The following is a 15,528-nucleotide window of genomic DNA, read 5'->3' as shown; positions in this document are numbered from 1 at the left end:
GGCGAGGTTTGCCGGCCGGCTACGGCTTCTCGATCCCCGGAATGCTGGAGATCTGCTCGACGAGAAAGTCGACCAGCAGCCGCACCCGGGCAATGCCGGCGCGTTCCGGGACGATCAGCATGCTCAGCGGGACGGGGGGCGGAAAACAGCCCGGCAGGACCACTTCCAGCCGGCCGGCCGTCAGGAGATCGTCGACAAGCCAATGGTGGGCGGGTGCGATGCCGCGTCCGGCGACAAGGGCTTCGCGCGCGGCAAGCCCATGGTCGACTCGAAATCGACCGCCAAAGGGCACCGCAAAGGTCTCGCCGCCTGGCCCCTGCAAGGTGAGTGTGTCGCTTCCCGCGATGTTCGACATCCGGATGCCTTCATGGCCAGGCAGACCCTGCGGGACAGCCGGTCTGCCCCGCGCCGCCAGATAGGCCGGCGCCGCCACCAGCAGACGCCGGGATTGCCCGAGCGCCCGCAGTTTCATCGAGCTGTCGGTGAGCGGACCCAGGCGAAGCGCAATGTCGACGCCCTCCCGCACAAGGTCGATGCGCTCGTCGGTGAGGCTAAGATCGATGCCGATATCGGGATAGCGGTCCTGAAAGGCGAAGATCAACCGGCTGACGTGCAAGACCCCGAGCGCCGCCGTGCAGGATATCCGGATCGTGCCGGCCGACGCGCCGCGCGTGCCCCGCGCCTCATCGCCGGCCTGCTCAACGAGGCGCAGGATCTGGACGCTGTCGGCATAGTAACGGCTGCCTTCATCGGTCATCGTCACACGCCGGGTGGTCCTGCTGAGCAAGGGCACGCCGACGGCCTCCTCGAGTTCTCGCAAATGCCGTGTGACCGTCGACTGCCCAACTCCGAGCTCGCGCGCCACCGCCGAGAGGCTGCCGCGCTCGGCGACGCGAACGAAGGTGCGCATGCGCTCGAGAGTGACGTCCGATCTATCCATTATTCGGCATAATCTTATACATTTCCTACATATAGTGGATCCGCCCGCGGCTGGCTATCTTTGGTGTCTATCGTCCTTCTTCGGAGTAGACCCATGAAAGTCCTGCTTGTTTTTGCTCATCCTGAGCCGCGTTCGCTCAACGGCGCGCTGCGTGACGTCGCCATCAGGGAACTCCAGGCCCAGGGCCACGAGGTGCGGGTGTCCGACCTCTATGCCGATGGCTGGAAATCCGAGGTGGACCGTGCCGACTTTCCGTCGTGGCCGCCGGAAGCACGTTTCCTGCCGGCCGGCGCCTCCAAAAAAGCTTTTGCGAGCGGCACTCTGACCGATGACGTCAAAGCCGAGATCGACAAGCTGCTATGGGCCGACACCCTGATCCTCCAGTTCCCGCTGTGGTGGTACGCCATGCCGGCGATCCTCAAGGGCTGGGTCGATCGCGTGTACGCCTACGGCTTCGCCTATGGCGTTGGCGAGCACAGCGACAAGCGGTGGGGTGACCGCTTTGGTGAGGGAACGCTCGCCGGCAAGCGCGCAATGCTGATCGTGACCACCGGCGGCTGGGAGGAGCATTATTCTGCCCGCGGCGTCAACGGCCCGATCGACGACGTGCTGTTCCCGATCAATCACGGAATTCTCTATTATCCGGGCTACGACGTGCTTCCGCCGTTCGTGGTTTACAGGGTGGACCGTTTTGGGGAAGCCGATTTCGAGCCTGTCGCGGAGCGGCTGCGCGAGAGGATGCGGACGCTCGAGACAATCCGGCCCATTCCTTATCGGCAGCAGAATGGCGGCGATTACCTGATCCCAAGCATGCAGTTGCGCCCCGGCCTGGAGAGCCCGGGTGCAACCGCTTTCGCGCTCCACCAGAACGGCGCAAGCGCAGCCGGACAGCCCGATCAGGACAGCCGGGCGATGACGGTACGCAGCGCCTCGCCGAAACGCCGAACTTCCTCAATCGTATTGTAATGCACCAGCGAGGCGCGGACGGCGCCGCTGTCCATGCTTAAGTTGAGCCGCTTCATCAGGCGCGGCGCATACATATGGCCGTCGCGAATGCCGATCTGCATCTCGGCCATTTCCTCGACGATCCTCTGCGGCGACAGCGTGCCGATGTTGAAACAGAAAGTCGGCACGCGCTCGCTGAGGCGTGCTTCGTCGGCGACACCATAGATCGTCGCGCCGCAACCCTTGAGCACCGCCAGCATTTCGCGCGCCAGCACCTGCTCGTAATCGCGGATGGCATTCATGCCGGCGACGATGTTGTCGCGACGCGACCGGTTATTCTCGGACAAGAAATTGCGGCCGATCGACTCGAGATAGCGCACCGCGGCATCCATGCCGGAGACGTTCTCGTAAATGAAGGTACCGGCCTCGATCTTGTAAGGCGGCTCGTCGGGGATGAAATCCTCGCGGAAGGTCGGCAAGCGCTTCAGTGTTTCGAAGCGGCCCCACAGGAAGCCCATATGCGGCGAGAAATTCTTGTAGCCGGAGCAGACCAGATAATCGCAATCCCAGGCCTGCACATCGATCAACCCGTGCGGGCCGTAATGCACGCAGTCTAGGAACACTTCGGCGCCTGCCGCATGCGCAATCCTAGCCACGGAAGCAACGTCGACAATCGAGCCGATCGAATGCGCCGTCACCGTGCAGGCGACGAGCCGGGTGCGCTCTGAGACCAGCGGGCGCAAATCGTCGACATGCAGATTGCCGTCCTCGCGCATCCGCCACCATTTGAACTTGGCGCCGGCGGGCGCCAGCGCCAGCCACGTCGCGATATTAGCGTCGTGATCCATGTCGGTGATGACGATCTCGTCACGCTCCCCGTTTGGGCGCTCGGAAAGCATCTGGCCGATGCCGAGGCTGACCAGGCGGATGAACGAAGTGGCGTTCATGCCGAAGCAGATCTCCGCCGGGTTGGTAGCGTTGATCAGCAAGGCCACGCTTTCGCGCGCGCCGGCCACTGCTTGATCGACGGTGACGCTGCGGCCATAGCGGCCGCCGCGCTGCACATTATGCGCGACCAAATGGTTGGTGACCGCATCGAGCACGCTTTGCGGGATCTGCGCGCCGGCGGCATTGTCCATGAAGACGAAGTCTCCGGCTTGCTGCAAGGCGGGAAACATGGCGCGGATCGTCTCGACCGGGAAAGCTGCGGCATCGCCGGTTTTCGAAATCTGATGCTGGTTCAAGCTCGTCTCCTGCGAAGTGCCTAACGGAAGTTGATATTCGGGGAATTGGCGGACGGAAATCGTTGGCGACCTCAGCGGGTCTTTTCGGTCTGGAAGCGGCGTTCCAGGAGGCTGACGAGTCGGACCATCGGCCAGAGAAAGATCAGATAGACCAGCGCCGCGCCGATCAGCGGTGAGGGATTGGCATAGAGCGATTGCGCGTTGGTCGCTTCCTTCAGCAGTTCAGGCAATGCTACCGTGGAGGCGAGCGAGGTGTCCTTGAACATCGACACGCAATTGCTGGTCATTGGCGGAATGACGACGCGGATCGCCTGCGGCAGCACTACCTTGCGCAAGGTCAGCAAGAACGGCAGGCCGAGCGCCTGCGCCGCCTCGAACTGGCCGCGCGGAATGCTCTCTATGCCGGAGCGGAACACCTCGGCCGAATAGGCCGCCATGATGATGGCGAAGGCCATCACCGCGGAAGTCCACGATGACAGGCGAATGCCGAGGAACGGCAGCGCATAGTAGATCAGGATCAGCACCACCAGCACCGGCATCGCCCGGAAAATGTCGATGTAGCCGACAGCCAGCAGCCGAAGCGGCTTTGGCGCATAGAGCCGCACTAGGCTGATCGCGAGGCCGACGGGAATACCGATGCCGATGCTCATGATTCCAAGCAGCAGGGTGTTCAGGAAACCGCGCAGCAGCGCCGGCAGGCTGGAGACCATGACGTCGGCGTTGAAGAAGGTGTCCAGCAGCGACATCGCAGCATTCCCGAAACGTTTGGCGTCCCGCGACGCTCGAGCCCGAGCCCGAAATCCGAAATCGTGCCGGCACGAAAGCCGGCACGACATTTAAGCGCGAACTGCCGCTCAGGCCTTCGGCATAGGCATGTCCTTGACGGTCGAGGAATCGGCCGGTGCGTCGCTGCCGAACCACTTCTTGTGGATCGCGGCCAGCGTGCCGTCCTTCTTCATCGCGGTCAGCGCGTCGTTCAGCTTGCCGAGCAGCGGGTGGTCCTTGGTCATCATCAGACCGTACTGCTCGCCGGTCTTGATGCGCTCTTTTACGGCGAGATCCTTCATCCTGGTGAAAGAATATTCCAGGCCCGGAATATCGCTGACCGCCGCATCGACGCGGCCGGAGCTGAGGTCGAGCAGCAAATTCTGCTGCGTGTCGTAGCCTTTGACGTCACTGAACCCGTCCGCTTCCTGGTGGGCCTTGACCCAGGCTTCGCCGGTCGAGCCGGACAGCACGCCGACGATCTTGCCCTTGAGGTCGGCCTCGGCTTTGATTGGGCTGTCGGCCTTCGCGGCGATGCCCATGTCGGAATCATAGTAGGGCTGCGTGAACGACTGCGACTTCAGCCGCTCCGGCGTGATGGTGATCGACGAGATGGCGACGTCGATGCGCTTCGAGGTGGTGGCGGCGAACAGCGCCTGGAAACCGAGGTCGGCGATATCAGTGGTCATGCCGATACGCTTTGCCGCCTCATTGATGATGTCGACTTCGAAACCCTCGAACGTGCCGCTCTCGTTCTTGTATTCAAAAGGCGGATTGGTCGGATAGGCGCCGACATTCAGCGTGCCTTCGGCATAGGCCGGGCCGCCGGCGATGCCGATGGCGGCAGCAAGAAGCAGCAGGTTGCGACGGGTGAAGTTCATTTTCGTTCCCTCTGGTTGTGATCGGACGGGTTGGCCCCGCACGGCTTTGATACGCCAAGTGGCCGGACTGCCGGAAAGCCCTCCCGGCACGGCAGTCGTAAGATCGGATGCTATCCAAAGTACCGCGCTTTTCAAGGCGAAAGTTTTAAGCTTAAAAAATTTGCCGCGTGTTGCCGTCACTCCGGAATAACCGCCGTGGCCTGGATCTCAACCTTGGCGCGGTCCTCGACAAGCGCCATCACCTGGATAGCGGCCATCGCCGGAAAATGCCGGCCGATCACCTCGCGATAGGCCTCGCCGATCCCCTTGAGATTGGCCAGATATTCCGCCTTGTCGGTAAAGTACCAGGTCATCGAGGTGATATGCTCAGGCGTGGCGCCGGCCTCGGCGAGCACGGCGACAATATTGGCCAGCGTCTGCCGCACCTGGCCGACAAGATCATCCGTCTCGAAGCGGCCCTGTCCGTTCCAGCCGACCTGCCCGCCGACGAAGACAAGCTGTCCACGCGCGGCGACGCCATTGGCGTAGCCGACGGGTTTCGCCCAGCCTTCCGGCTGCAGGATGGTGTGCATGTCAAAACCTCCCAATGCTCAAATCCGGTCGCTTAAAACTCAAAGACAATCAATTCTTCCACACAACTCCGTCTCAGGCCGCCCCCATCACCTGCCGTGCAATCACCACCTTCTGCACGTCGGACGCTCCCTCGTAGATGCGCAGTGCCCGGATCTCGCGATACAGTCTTTCGACGATATGGCCCTTGCGGACGCCGTCGCCGCCATGCAGCTGTACAGCCTTGTCGATCACCTCCTGCGCTTTGTCGGTAGCGAACAGCTTGGCCATGGCGGCTTCGCGGGTAACCCGGGCCGCGCCCATGTCCTTGGTCCAGGCGGCGCGGTAGACCAGCAAGGCGGCGGCATCGACATCCAGCGCCATGTCGGCGATATGGCCCTGCACCATCTGCAGCTCGGCCATCGGTGCACCGAACAGCTTGCGCTCGGCCACTCTTGTGATGCTTTCGTCCAGCGCGCGCCGGGCAAGGCCGAGCGCCGCTGCGCCGACGGTCGAACGGAACACGTCGAGCACGGACATGGCGATGCGAAAACCGTCACCGGGTTTGCCGATCAGCGCCGAGGCTGGAATGCGTGCATTGTCGAAGGACAGCCGGGCGAGCGGGTGCGGCGCGATCACCTCCAGCCGCTCGGCAACGATCAGCCCCTCGGTGTCGGAAGGCACGACAAAGGCGGAAAGCCCCTTGGCGCCGGGCGCTTCGCCGGTGCGGGCAAAGACAGCATAAAAGTCAGCGATACCGCCGTTGGAGATCCAGGTCTTTTCGCCGGATAGGAGATAGCTGTCGCCGTCACGCATGGCCGTCATTTCCATATTGGCGACGTCCGAGCCCGAGCGCGGCTCCGACAGCGCGAAAGCCGAAATCGCCTTGCCGGCCCGTGTCTTCGCCAGCCAGCTCTGCTGGTCGGGCGAGCCGAACAGGCTGAGCGCGCCAGTGCCGAGCCCTTGCATGGCGAAGGCGAAATCGGCCAGCCCATCATGCCGGGCCAGCGTCTCGCGCGTGAGGCAGAGCGTGCGCACGTCGAGCGGCGAGGGGTTTTCGGTGTCGAGCGCCGTCGGCTTCAGCCAGCCGTCCCGGCCGAGCTTGGCCACCAGCTCGCGGCAAGCGGCGTCGACATCGTCATGGGCGACCGGCAGGGTCTTGGAGCACCATGCGTCCAGCCGCTCGGCCAGTTCACGATGGCGGTCCTCGAAGAACGGCCAGTTGAGGAAAGAGCGGTCAGGCATTTCTGCCTCCGCTATGCTTCGGGCCTCGCGCTCTACGGCGCCCCCCTCTGGCCTGCCGGCCGTCTCCCCCTCTAGGGGGGAGATTGGCAGCTCCGGCGTCCGCCCGCATCTTGCGGCGGTTGCGATTGGCTAAGGTGGGAACCAAAGTCGATCTCCCCCCTTGAGGGGGAGATGTCCGGCAGGACAGAGGGGGGCGCTGTCCCGCGAACCTGTCGGTCTTTATCGAAGAAAACATCCTCAATTCCCCTCGAACACCGGCTTTTCCTTGGCGACGAAAGCCTCGTACGCCCGTTCGAAATCGCGTGTCTGCATGCAGATCGCCTGCGCCTGCGCTTCCGATTCGATAGCCTGGTCAAGCCCCATCGACCATTCCTGATTCAGCTGCGTCTTGGTCATGCCGTGGGCGAAGGTCGGGCCGGAAACGACGCGCGCGGCCATGTCGAGCGCGTCGGCCTCAAGCGTTGCGGTATCGACCAGCCGGTTGTAGAAGCCCCAGCGCTCGCCTTCCTCGGCACTCATCGTGCGGCCGGTATAGAGCAGCTCGGCGGCGCGGCCCTGGCCAATGATGCGCGGCAGGATCGCGCAGGCCCCCATGTCGCAGCCGGCAAGGCCGACGCGGGTGAACAGGAATGCTGTCTTGGCCTGGGGCGTGGCGATGCGAATATCGGAGGCCATGGCGATAATCGCGCCGGCGCCGACCGCCACGCCATCGACCGCCGCAATAATCGGCTTGCCGCAATTCAGCATCGCCTTGACGAAATCGCCGGTCATGCGGGTGAAGGCGAGCAGCGCCTTCATGTCCATCTTGACCAGTGGGCCGATGATTTCGTGGACATCGCCGCCCGAGCAGAAATTGCCGCCATTGGGCAGGAACACCACAGCATCGACATCATCGGCGTAGACAAGGTCGCGAAATATGTCGCGCAATTCGGCATAGCCGTCGAAGGTCAGCGGGTTCTTGCGCTCCGGTCGATCGAGCCGGATCTTTGCGATCTTGCCTTCGACCTGCCAGAGGAAATGCTTCGGCTTGCGGCCGGCCAGCTTCGTCATTCCCGTCCCTCCCAATTGCTGCGGAAGGAGGTCAGCATGCCGGTCAGCCGGCGCGCCTCGTCCTCGCTCACATTGCCCAGCAACTCGCCGACCCATTTTTCATGCGCGGCGGCGATCACGGCGAAAGTCTTCGATCCCTCTTCCGTCAGCCGCACCATCGAAGTGCGGCGGTCGCCATTGCGTCGGGCCCGCATCACCAGCCCTTCCGAGACCAGCCGGTCGATGATGCCGGTGACATTGCCGTTGGACACCAGCAGGAAGCGCGAAAGATCGCTCATCAGCATGCCCTCCGGCGCGCGGTAGAGCGCGGCCATCACGTCGAAGCGTGGCAGCGTTGTGTTGAACTCTTGCCGCAGTCGTTCGCGCAGTTCGGCCTCGATGGTGCGCGAGGCGCGCAGCAGGCGAATCCACAGCCGCAGGCGGTCCTTGCCGGGTCCGGACGGGGCGGGTAGGGGACCGGCTACCATGTCTCACCTCCGGAGATCGAAATCGTCTGCCCGGTAATCGACCGGGCGGCGTCGCCACACAGATAAAGTACCGCGGCCGCAATTTCCTCCGGCTGGATGAAGCGGTCTTGCGGGTTGGTCGCGGCTAGGCTTGTCCGTGCCTGCTCGGACGAGCGGCCGGTCGTTTGGACGATGCGCTGGACGGTGCTCTCCAGCATCTCGGTTTCGACAAACCCTGGGCACACGGCATTCACTGTTATGCCGGACTTGGCGGTCTCGACGGCGAGTGCCCGCATCAGGCCGACGACGCCATGCTTGGCGGCAACGTAAGCTGCGACATAGGGATAGCCTTTCAGTCCGGCGGTGGAAGCGACGAAGATGATACGGCCAGTCTTGCGCACTGCCATGCCGGCCAGCGCCGGCTTCACCGTCAGGAACGCACCGGTCAAGTTGACGTCGAGCGTGCGCTGCCAGTCTGCCAGCGAGGTCCGCTGCGCCGGAGCACTGCCGGACATTCCGGCATTGGCAACGACGATGTCGAACGCTCCGTGTGCCGCTTCCGCGGCCTCGTAGAGTGCCGTCATCGATGCCTCGTCGGTGACGTCGGCGGCAACTGCGAAGATGCGCTTGTTCTCGGCGGCAACCTCGGCAAGCGGCTCCACGCGCCGGCCGCAGATGGTCACGTTAATGCCCGCGCCGGCCAGCGCCAGCGCGATCGCGCGGCCGACGCCGGAGCCGCCGCCGGTGACCAGCGCATGACGTCCCGAAATCATCGCCACGGCACTCATACTTTCAACCCCGCTGCCGCTTCGCGCTCGGCCAGCCGGTAGAGCTGGTCGCGGCCGGGCAGATAGGGATCCGGCCATTTGACGCCGCGGTCGCCAAGCGTGACGGCCGCGTGCAGTGTCCAGTACGGATCGGCAAGATGCGGCCTAGCCAGTGCGACGAGATCGGCGCGGCCCGCCATCAGGATCGAGTTGACGTGGTCCGGCTCATAGATATTGCCGACCGCCATCGTCGCCATGCCGACCTCGTTGCGGATGCGATCGGAAAACGGCGTCTGGAACATGCGGCCATAGACCGGTCTTGCCACGGCCGAAGTCTGGCCGGCCGATACGTCGCAGATGTCTACGCCGGCCTCATGCAGCAGCCGCGCGATCTCTACGGCGTCGGCCGGCGTCACGCCTTCGATACCCAGCCAGTCATTGGCGGATATGCGCATCGAGATCGGCTTCTCGGCCGGCCATGCGGCGCGCACCGCATGAAAGATTTCCAAGGGATAGCGCATGCGGTTTTCCAGCGAGCCGCCATAGGAGTCGGTGCGCCGGTTGGTCAAGGGCGTGATGAAGGAGGACAGGAGATAGCCGTGCGCGGCGTGGATTTCGAGCATGTCGAAGCCGCACCGCGCCGCCATCTCGGCCGAAGCGACAAACTGGTCGCGCACCATATCCATGTCGGCGCGGTCCATCGCCTTCGGCACCTGGTTTTCCGGCGACCACGGCACGGAAGAGGCTGCCATGACCGGCCAATTGCCTGAGGGCAGCGGCACGTCGGTTCCCTGCCAGCCGAGCCTGGTCGACCCTTTGGCACCGGAATGGCCGATCTGGGCGCAGATCTTGGCCTCGGTTTCGGCATGGACGAACTCGACCAGCCGCTTCCAGGCGACCTCATGCTCGGGCGCATAGAAACCGGGGCAGCCAGGCGTGATGCGGCCCTCCGCGCTGACGCAGGTCATCTCGATGTAGAGGAGACCGGCGCCGCCCTTGGCCCGTTCGGCGTAATGGGCGAAATGCCAGTCAGTCGGACAGCCGTCGACCGCTTTGTACTGCGCCATCGGCGAGACGACGACGCGGTTCTGCAGCGCCATGCCGCGCAGCCGGAACGGCGCGAACATCGGCGCGCGACGCAGATTGTTGCCGCCGGCGCCGGCCTGACGCTGGAACCATTCCTCGGCGCCGGCCAGCCATTCGGCATCGCGCAGCCGCAAATTCTCGTGACTGATGCGCTGCGAACGCGTCAAAAGCGAATAGTTGAACTGCACCGGATCGAGGCCGAGATAGCGCTCGACCTCTTCGAACCATTCGAGCGAATTGCGCGCCGCCGACTGCAGCTTCAGCACTTCGGTGCGGCGGGCGTCCTCATATTTGCGGAAGGCTGCTTCGAGGTCCGGTTCGGACTCGACATAGTCGGCCAGCGCCACCGCGCTTTCCAGCGCCAGCTTGGTGCCGGAACCGATCGAGAAATGCGCGCTCGCCGCCGCGTCGCCCATCAGCGCCAGGTTCTTGTAGGACCAGCGTTCGCACAAGACGCGCGGGAAATTGATCCACGCCGAGCCGCGGATATGATTGGCGTTGGTCATCAGCGCGTGGCCGCCGAGATGACGGGCAAAGATGCGCTCGCAGACGGCGATTGATTCCTGCTGCGACATCGCGCCGAAGCCGAAGCGCTGCCAGGTCTGCTCGCTGCATTCTACGATGAAGGTCGCGGTATCGCTGTCGAACTGGTAGGCATGCGCCCACACCCAACCATGCTCGGTTTTCTCGAAGATGAACGTGAAGGCGTCGTCGAATTTCTGGTGGGTGCCGAGCCAAACGAACTTGCATTTACGGATGTCGATATCGGGCTTGAACACGTCGACGAAGGTGCCCCGCGCTTTCGAGTTCAGCCCGTCGGCGGCGACAACCAGGTCGTGCGTCTCCATAAACGGCTTTGGATCGGCGATGTCGGTTTCGAAGACCAGCTTGACGCCGAGCTCGCGCGCCCGCCGTTGCAGCAGGGTGAGCAGCCGCTTGCGGCCGATGCCGCAAAAGCCATGACCGGTCGAGACCGTTCGCACGCGGTCATGGATGACGGCGATGTCGTCCCAATAGGCGAAATGCTTGCGGATCCAGACGGCGCTGACCGGGTCGTTTTTGGTCAGGTTCTCCAGCGTTTCGGCCGACAGCACGACGCCCCAGCCGAACGTATCATCGGCACGGTTGCGCTCGAATACCGTGACCTCATGCGCGGCATCCCTGAGCTTCAGCGAGATTGCAAAGTAGAGCCCGGCTGGTCCGCCACCGAGAACCGCAACTTTCATCGTGCGATCTCCTCTTCGCTTCTGTTTGTCGAGTTTACGCCTGAAGCAGATTAATTCAACCTTGAAGTTTCAGGATTGAAACAATCCGCCTCAGAAACCAAGCTTGCCGGCAGTCGGCTTGCGCTGGCCAGGGAAGCTCCGGGCTATTTCTCCGGGTTCTTCGGGCTCCACAGCACCGTCTCCGCATCTTTTTCATAGGCCATGCCATTGGGATAGCTGATCGCTTCCAACTGCAAGCCCCAGGGCGCCTGGAAGTAGAGGATGGTCTGGCCGGCGGCCGGGCCTTCGGTAACCGGCAGCGGCCCCATCCGCGTCTTGACGCCTTTGCCGTCAAGATAGGCTTTTGCGGCGGCGATATCGTCGACATAGAAGGCGATGTGGAAGCCGCCTATGTCGCTGTTGCGAGGCGTCAGGTCCTTCTGGTCCGGCGCGGTGTATTTGAACAGCTCGATGTTCGACCCGTGTCCGCAGCGGACCAGGGTGATCTCCTCGATCACTGCCCTAGGATCGACGCCCAGCAGATCCTGCATGAACGTGCCCTTGTCGTCGGCGAACGGGCCGAACGACATCGCCTTCTTGCAGCCGACCACCTTGATAAAAAACTCGACGGCCTGCTGCATGTCGGGGACGGTGACGCCGGTGTGGTCGTGGCCATGCATGCCGGGTATCGAATCAGCCGAGGCTGCTCCCATCGAGCCGGCCAGAGCGGCCGCAAGCATCGTGTTTCTGATTGCGTATTTCATTCCAGTTCTCCTCCGTTTCGCGAGCTGACTTGTCGGCGCACGTCGGGGGCCCGCTCTTCGGCGTGCGAGTAGGAATGTGTTCATGCCGGCGCCTTTGCGGCGGGAAGCAGCCAGGCGTCATCGATCTCGGGCAGCGGAATGGCGGCGAGGAGGTCGCGCGTGTAAGCCTGCTGCGGCTTCTCGAACAAAGTATCCGTCGCACTGGCTTCGACGATCGCGCCTTCGCGCATGACGATCACTTGCCGGCAGAGCCGCCGGATCACTGACAGGTCATGGCTGATGAACGCAACGGTCAGGCCCATCTCGGCGGCGAGTTTTTCCAGCAGCGTCAGGATCTGTGCCTGCGTCGACACGTCGAGGCCTGAGACGATTTCGTCGGCCAGCACGAATTTCGGCGACAGCGCCAGCGCGCGGGCCATGCCGACGCGCTGGCGCTGGCCGCCCGACAATTCATGACGATAGCGGCTGGCGAAGCCTTGAGGCAGGCCGACGCGCTGAAGCGCTTCAGCAACTCGGGCTTTCAGATTGTCGCCGAGGCCATTCTGTTTGAGTGGTGCGGCGATGATGCTGGCGATGGTGCGGCGTGGGTTAAGCGACGACATCGGGTCCTGGAAGATCATCTGCAGATCGCGGCGGACGGGCCGTAGCTCCGCCTCAGGCAGATGCGTGATGTCGCGGCCGTCGAAGCTGACGCTGCCGGCGCTGGGCTCCAGCAGACGCACCAGCGCGCGGCCGAGCGTCGATTTCCCCGACCCGGATTCGCCGACGATGCCGGTCACCGATCCCCTGGGCAGATCGAAGTCCAGGCCTTTCAGGATCTCGGCCAGCGGAGCGCGGCCAAACAACGGCTTGCGCGTCATGTCGGGTAAGGCAACCTTCAGCCCACGCACGGAAAACAGCGGCTCAGCCATGCGGGTGCCTCCAGGCCTGATCGGCGGCGGCGATCTCCGCGGCTAGCCCGGCCAGTACCGCCTCGTCCACGGGTTTCAGCGAAGCGAGGGGATCGGTGTAGCGCGGCGTCGCGGCCATCAGCGCCCGCGTATAGGGGTGCTGCGGGGCAGCGAAGAGAGCAGCCGTCTCGGCCTCCTCCACCACCTTGCCGGCGTAGAGCACTGAAACTTTCTGGCTTATCTTGGCGACGACGCCGAGATCGTGGGTAACGAACAGGATCGCCGTACCATGCTCGCGCTGCAATTGCGCGATCAGCCGCAAGATCTGCTTCTGCACGGTCACGTCGAGCGCCGTGGTCGGCTCGTCGGCGACGATCAGCCTTGGTTCGGCTGCGAACGCCGCGGCGATCAGCACGCGCTGGCGCATGCCGCCGGACAGCTCGTGCGGATAGCATTTGAGGACACGCTCGGGGTCGCGGATCTGCACCTCGTCCAGCAATTGGCGGATGCGTGTATCGGCCTTCTCACCGCTCCAGCCGAGGATGCGCACCAGCCGGTCGGTCATCTGTGGGCCGATTCGCCGTGACGGATTGAGCGCGGTCAGCGGGTCCTGCGGGATCAGCGCGGTGCGCGCGCCGATCAACGGGCGCCTTGCCTTCGGCTGAAGCTTGCCGAGGTCCTCGCCCTCGAGCAGCATGTCGCCTTCGACAATGCGCACGCTGGGTGGCAGCACGCCGAGCACCGCCTTGCCGATCATCGTCTTGCCGGCGCCGCTCTCGCCGACCAGCGCGCGGACCTCGCCGGGTTGAACGGAAAGCGATACCGAGCGCAACACGCGCAAGCCATTAGGCAGCACCGCGCTAAGGTCGCGTATGTCGAGGCAGGATTTCGCCAGCGCGTTCATCGCAGCACCGGATCGAAACGTGCCCTGAGACCTTCGCCGAACTGGCTGAACGACAGCACCGTAAGGATCAGGGTGACCAGCGGGAACACCAGCACCCACCAGGCCTGATGGACCGACAAGCGACCCTCTGCGATGATGCCGCCCCAGGTCGGGTCGTCGGTCGAGATCGACAGATTGACGAAGGACAGGATCGCCTCAACGATGACGGCAATGCCCATCTCCAGCGACAGCAGCGCCACGATCGACGGCACCACATTGGGCAGCACTTCGCGCAGCATGATGCCGATGCGGCCGTAACCGGCGATGCGGGCGTTCTCGACATAGTCCATGCGCGACTGGCCCATCGTCTCGGCGCGGATCACCCGGCAGAAGCGCGTCCAGTCGATGACGGCAATGGCAATGATAACCGAGCTCAAGCCGGTGCCGAGCACTGCGACCAGAAGGATGGCAAACAGCACCGGGGGAAACGCCATCCAGACATCGACGATACGCGAGATGATGCGGTCGGCCCAGCCGCCGAAATAGCCGGCGATCAGCCCCAGCGTCGAGCCGACCAGGCAGGCGGCAAGGGCTGCCGCGAAGGCGACGATGAAGGCGATGCGGGCACCGAAGATCAGCCGTGACAGAAGATCGCGGCCGAGGCTGTCGGTGCCGAGCCAGTAGCCGGGCTCAGCATCGCTCAGCCAGAACGGCGGCAGCCGCTCCAGCATCAAATCCTGCGCCAGTGGGTCCTGCGGCGCGACCAACGGCGCAAAAATCGCGGCCAGCAGCGCAATCAGCAGCCAACCGCCGGCCAGCCACAGGCGTGCCCGCGAGCCATGTCTTGAAATGCGGGCCTCATCCACGGCGCAGCCTCGGATTAAGCAGCGCATATATCATGTCCACGCTGAGGTTGATCAGCACGAACAACAGCGCGAACACCAGCACGATGCCCTGGATCAGCGGCAGGTCGCGGTTGATGACGGCATCGATCGCCATGTTGCCGAGACCCTCATAGGAAAATAGCCGCTCGACGATGACCGTGCCGCCGATCAGGAAGGTGAACTGCACGCCGACCAGAGTGAGCGTCGGCAGGGCGGCGTTCTTCAACGCCTCGCGCAGGATGACCTGCGTTTCCGAAAAGCCCTTTACCCGCGCCAACACGACATAGTCGAGGTCGAGCACTTCCTTCAACGACTGTTTCAGCAGCTGCGAGATGATTGCGGCGAGTGGCAGCGCCAAAGCCACGGCCGGCATCAGCATATGCGCCAGCAGGTCCTTGGTCAGGTCGAAGCGCAGCCGCACGATGCTCTCGAACAAATAGAACTGCGTGACGAAGGGCAGATCGAGCTGCGGCGACACCCGGCCGGAAATGTCGAAAACCGGCACCAGCACGCCGAACAGAAGGATCAGCACCAAACCCCACAGGAAATCGGGAATCGAGAGCGCCGCACCGCTGGCGATGTCGATGCCAGCCTCGACTGCGGTGCCGCGTTCGCGCGCGCCGAGGATCGCCGTCGTGCCGCCGATTGCCAGCGCCATCAAGAGCGCGACGATCGCGAGTTCCAGCGTCGCCGGCAGGCGGTTGAGGACCAGGCCCAGAACATCCTGCCGGAGCGAAATCGAGGTGCCGAAATCGCCCCTGACGACACCTGCCAGCCAGATGAAAAATTGCTGGACGATGGTCTTGTCCAGCCCGTAAAGCGCGCGCAGACGCGCGATGTCGGCATCGGTTGCACCGGGCGGCAGCATCATCGCGATCGGATCGCCTGGCGCGACACGGATGACGACGAAGACGACGACGGCCACGCCGAACAGCGTGATCGCCATCGTCAGAAGACGGATCAGGAATCTTTGCAGCAGCATGG

General features: G+C 63.7%; 16 protein-coding genes. 1 reads left to right on the top strand and 15 read right to left on the bottom strand.

Features of this window, described 5'->3' with window-relative positions:
* Positions 1–19 precede the first annotated feature (19 nt).
* The gene (locus tag NKJ17_RS03065) at positions 20–940 is read right to left on the bottom strand and encodes a LysR family transcriptional regulator (RefSeq protein WP_352506084.1); all 921 of its coding nucleotides are present in this window, start codon (positions 938–940) and stop codon (positions 20–22) included.
* 93 nt (positions 941–1,033) lie between these two features.
* On the opposite strand from NKJ17_RS03065, the gene NKJ17_RS03060 reads away from it, so the two are divergent.
* Positions 1,034–1,906: an NAD(P)H-dependent oxidoreductase gene (locus NKJ17_RS03060; RefSeq protein WP_352506085.1), complete on the top strand. Its 873-nt coding sequence runs from the start codon at positions 1,034–1,036 to the stop codon at positions 1,904–1,906.
* Here NKJ17_RS03060 and NKJ17_RS03055 read toward each other — a convergent pair.
* From NKJ17_RS03055 to NKJ17_RS02990, 14 genes are all read right to left on the bottom strand, one after another.
* Complete coding sequence (locus NKJ17_RS03055) at positions 1,837–3,129, bottom strand: cysteine desulfurase-like protein (protein WP_352506086.1); 1,293 nt, start codon at positions 3,127–3,129, stop codon at positions 1,837–1,839. The genes NKJ17_RS03060 and NKJ17_RS03055 overlap by 70 nt on opposite strands.
* Before the next feature lie 71 nt (positions 3,130–3,200).
* A complete protein-coding gene (locus NKJ17_RS03050) occupies positions 3,201–3,875 on the bottom strand; it encodes an amino acid ABC transporter permease (protein WP_292656040.1) in 675 nt (224 codons plus the stop codon).
* Between the two features lie 108 nt (positions 3,876–3,983).
* Entirely contained in the window at positions 3,984–4,775 is a 792-nt protein-coding gene (locus tag NKJ17_RS03045; RefSeq protein WP_352506087.1) for an ABC transporter substrate-binding protein, read from the bottom strand.
* 176 nt (positions 4,776–4,951) lie between these two features.
* A complete protein-coding gene (locus tag NKJ17_RS03040) occupies positions 4,952–5,347 on the bottom strand; it encodes a RidA family protein (RefSeq protein ID WP_352506088.1) in 396 nt (131 codons plus the stop codon).
* Between the two features lie 73 nt (positions 5,348–5,420).
* Positions 5,421–6,569, bottom strand: coding sequence for an acyl-CoA dehydrogenase family protein (locus NKJ17_RS03035; protein ID WP_352506089.1), 1,149 nt, complete (start codon positions 6,567–6,569; stop codon positions 5,421–5,423).
* 237 nt (positions 6,570–6,806) lie between these two features.
* Entirely contained in the window at positions 6,807–7,619 is an 813-nt protein-coding gene (locus tag NKJ17_RS03030; RefSeq protein ID WP_352506090.1) for an enoyl-CoA hydratase family protein, read from the bottom strand.
* Positions 7,616–8,086, bottom strand: coding sequence for a MarR family winged helix-turn-helix transcriptional regulator (locus NKJ17_RS03025; protein WP_254816232.1), 471 nt, complete (start codon positions 8,084–8,086; stop codon positions 7,616–7,618). Before NKJ17_RS03025 ends, NKJ17_RS03030 begins: the two co-directional genes overlap by 4 nt.
* Positions 8,080–8,853, bottom strand: coding sequence for an SDR family NAD(P)-dependent oxidoreductase (locus tag NKJ17_RS03020; RefSeq protein WP_352506091.1), 774 nt, complete (start codon positions 8,851–8,853; stop codon positions 8,080–8,082). Before NKJ17_RS03020 ends, NKJ17_RS03025 begins: the two co-directional genes overlap by 7 nt.
* Entirely contained in the window at positions 8,850–11,144 is a 2,295-nt protein-coding gene (locus NKJ17_RS03015) for a bifunctional salicylyl-CoA 5-hydroxylase/oxidoreductase (protein WP_352506092.1), read from the bottom strand. Before NKJ17_RS03015 ends, NKJ17_RS03020 begins: the two co-directional genes overlap by 4 nt.
* Positions 11,145–11,287: 143 nt before the next feature.
* A complete protein-coding gene (locus NKJ17_RS03010; RefSeq protein ID WP_352686901.1) occupies positions 11,288–11,887 on the bottom strand; it encodes a VOC family protein in 600 nt (199 codons plus the stop codon).
* Positions 11,888–11,967: 80 nt separating this feature from the next.
* Positions 11,968–12,798, bottom strand: coding sequence for an ATP-binding cassette domain-containing protein (locus NKJ17_RS03005; protein ID WP_352686898.1), 831 nt, complete (start codon positions 12,796–12,798; stop codon positions 11,968–11,970).
* The gene (locus NKJ17_RS03000) at positions 12,791–13,681 is read right to left on the bottom strand and encodes an ABC transporter ATP-binding protein (RefSeq protein ID WP_352506095.1); all 891 of its coding nucleotides are present in this window, start codon (positions 13,679–13,681) and stop codon (positions 12,791–12,793) included. The genes NKJ17_RS03005 and NKJ17_RS03000 overlap by 8 nt, the downstream gene beginning before the upstream one ends.
* The gene (locus NKJ17_RS02995) at positions 13,678–14,526 is read right to left on the bottom strand and encodes an ABC transporter permease (RefSeq protein ID WP_352506096.1); all 849 of its coding nucleotides are present in this window, start codon (positions 14,524–14,526) and stop codon (positions 13,678–13,680) included. Before NKJ17_RS02995 ends, NKJ17_RS03000 begins: the two co-directional genes overlap by 4 nt.
* Positions 14,519–15,526, bottom strand: a complete 1,008-nt coding sequence (locus NKJ17_RS02990) for an ABC transporter permease (protein WP_352506097.1) — start codon at positions 15,524–15,526, stop codon at positions 14,519–14,521. The genes NKJ17_RS02995 and NKJ17_RS02990 overlap by 8 nt, the downstream gene beginning before the upstream one ends.
* Positions 15,527–15,528 lie beyond the last annotated feature (2 nt).

Source organism: Mesorhizobium sp. M0208, from assembly GCF_040322015.1.
Lineage (GTDB): Bacteria > Pseudomonadota > Alphaproteobacteria > Rhizobiales > Rhizobiaceae > Mesorhizobium.
The sequence above is the reverse complement of the archived record's forward strand: the minus strand, read 5'-3'. Positions and strand labels throughout refer to the sequence as shown.

Excerpts from the sequence above, each read along its gene's own strand:
- NKJ17_RS03000 (WP_352506095.1), bottom strand. The coding sequence starts at position 13,681 with ATGAACGCGCTGGCGAAATCCTGCCTCGACATACGCGACCTTAGCGCG.
- NKJ17_RS03060 (WP_352506085.1), top strand. The coding sequence starts at position 1,034 with ATGAAAGTCCTGCTTGTTTTTGCTCATCCTGAGCCGCGTTCGCTCAAC.
- NKJ17_RS03040 (WP_352506088.1), bottom strand. The coding sequence starts at position 5,347 with ATGCACACCATCCTGCAGCCGGAAGGCTGGGCGAAACCCGTCGGCTAC.
- NKJ17_RS02990 (WP_352506097.1), bottom strand. The coding sequence starts at position 15,526 with ATGCTGCTGCAAAGATTCCTGATCCGTCTTCTGACGATGGCGATCACG.
- NKJ17_RS03035 (WP_352506089.1), bottom strand. The coding sequence starts at position 6,569 with ATGCCTGACCGCTCTTTCCTCAACTGGCCGTTCTTCGAGGACCGCCAT.
- NKJ17_RS03020 (WP_352506091.1), bottom strand. The coding sequence starts at position 8,853 with ATGAGTGCCGTGGCGATGATTTCGGGACGTCATGCGCTGGTCACCGGC.
- NKJ17_RS03010 (WP_352686901.1), bottom strand. The coding sequence starts at position 11,887 with ATGAAATACGCAATCAGAAACACGATGCTTGCGGCCGCTCTGGCCGGC.
- NKJ17_RS03005 (WP_352686898.1), bottom strand. The coding sequence starts at position 12,798 with ATGGCTGAGCCGCTGTTTTCCGTGCGTGGGCTGAAGGTTGCCTTACCC.
- NKJ17_RS03015 (WP_352506092.1), bottom strand. The coding sequence starts at position 11,144 with ATGAAAGTTGCGGTTCTCGGTGGCGGACCAGCCGGGCTCTACTTTGCA.
- NKJ17_RS03025 (WP_254816232.1), bottom strand. The coding sequence starts at position 8,086 with ATGGTAGCCGGTCCCCTACCCGCCCCGTCCGGACCCGGCAAGGACCGC.
- NKJ17_RS03065 (WP_352506084.1), bottom strand. The coding sequence starts at position 940 with ATGGATAGATCGGACGTCACTCTCGAGCGCATGCGCACCTTCGTTCGC.
- NKJ17_RS03050 (WP_292656040.1), bottom strand. The coding sequence starts at position 3,875 with ATGTCGCTGCTGGACACCTTCTTCAACGCCGACGTCATGGTCTCCAGC.
- NKJ17_RS03030 (WP_352506090.1), bottom strand. The coding sequence starts at position 7,619 with ATGACGAAGCTGGCCGGCCGCAAGCCGAAGCATTTCCTCTGGCAGGTC.
- NKJ17_RS03045 (WP_352506087.1), bottom strand. The coding sequence starts at position 4,775 with ATGAACTTCACCCGTCGCAACCTGCTGCTTCTTGCTGCCGCCATCGGC.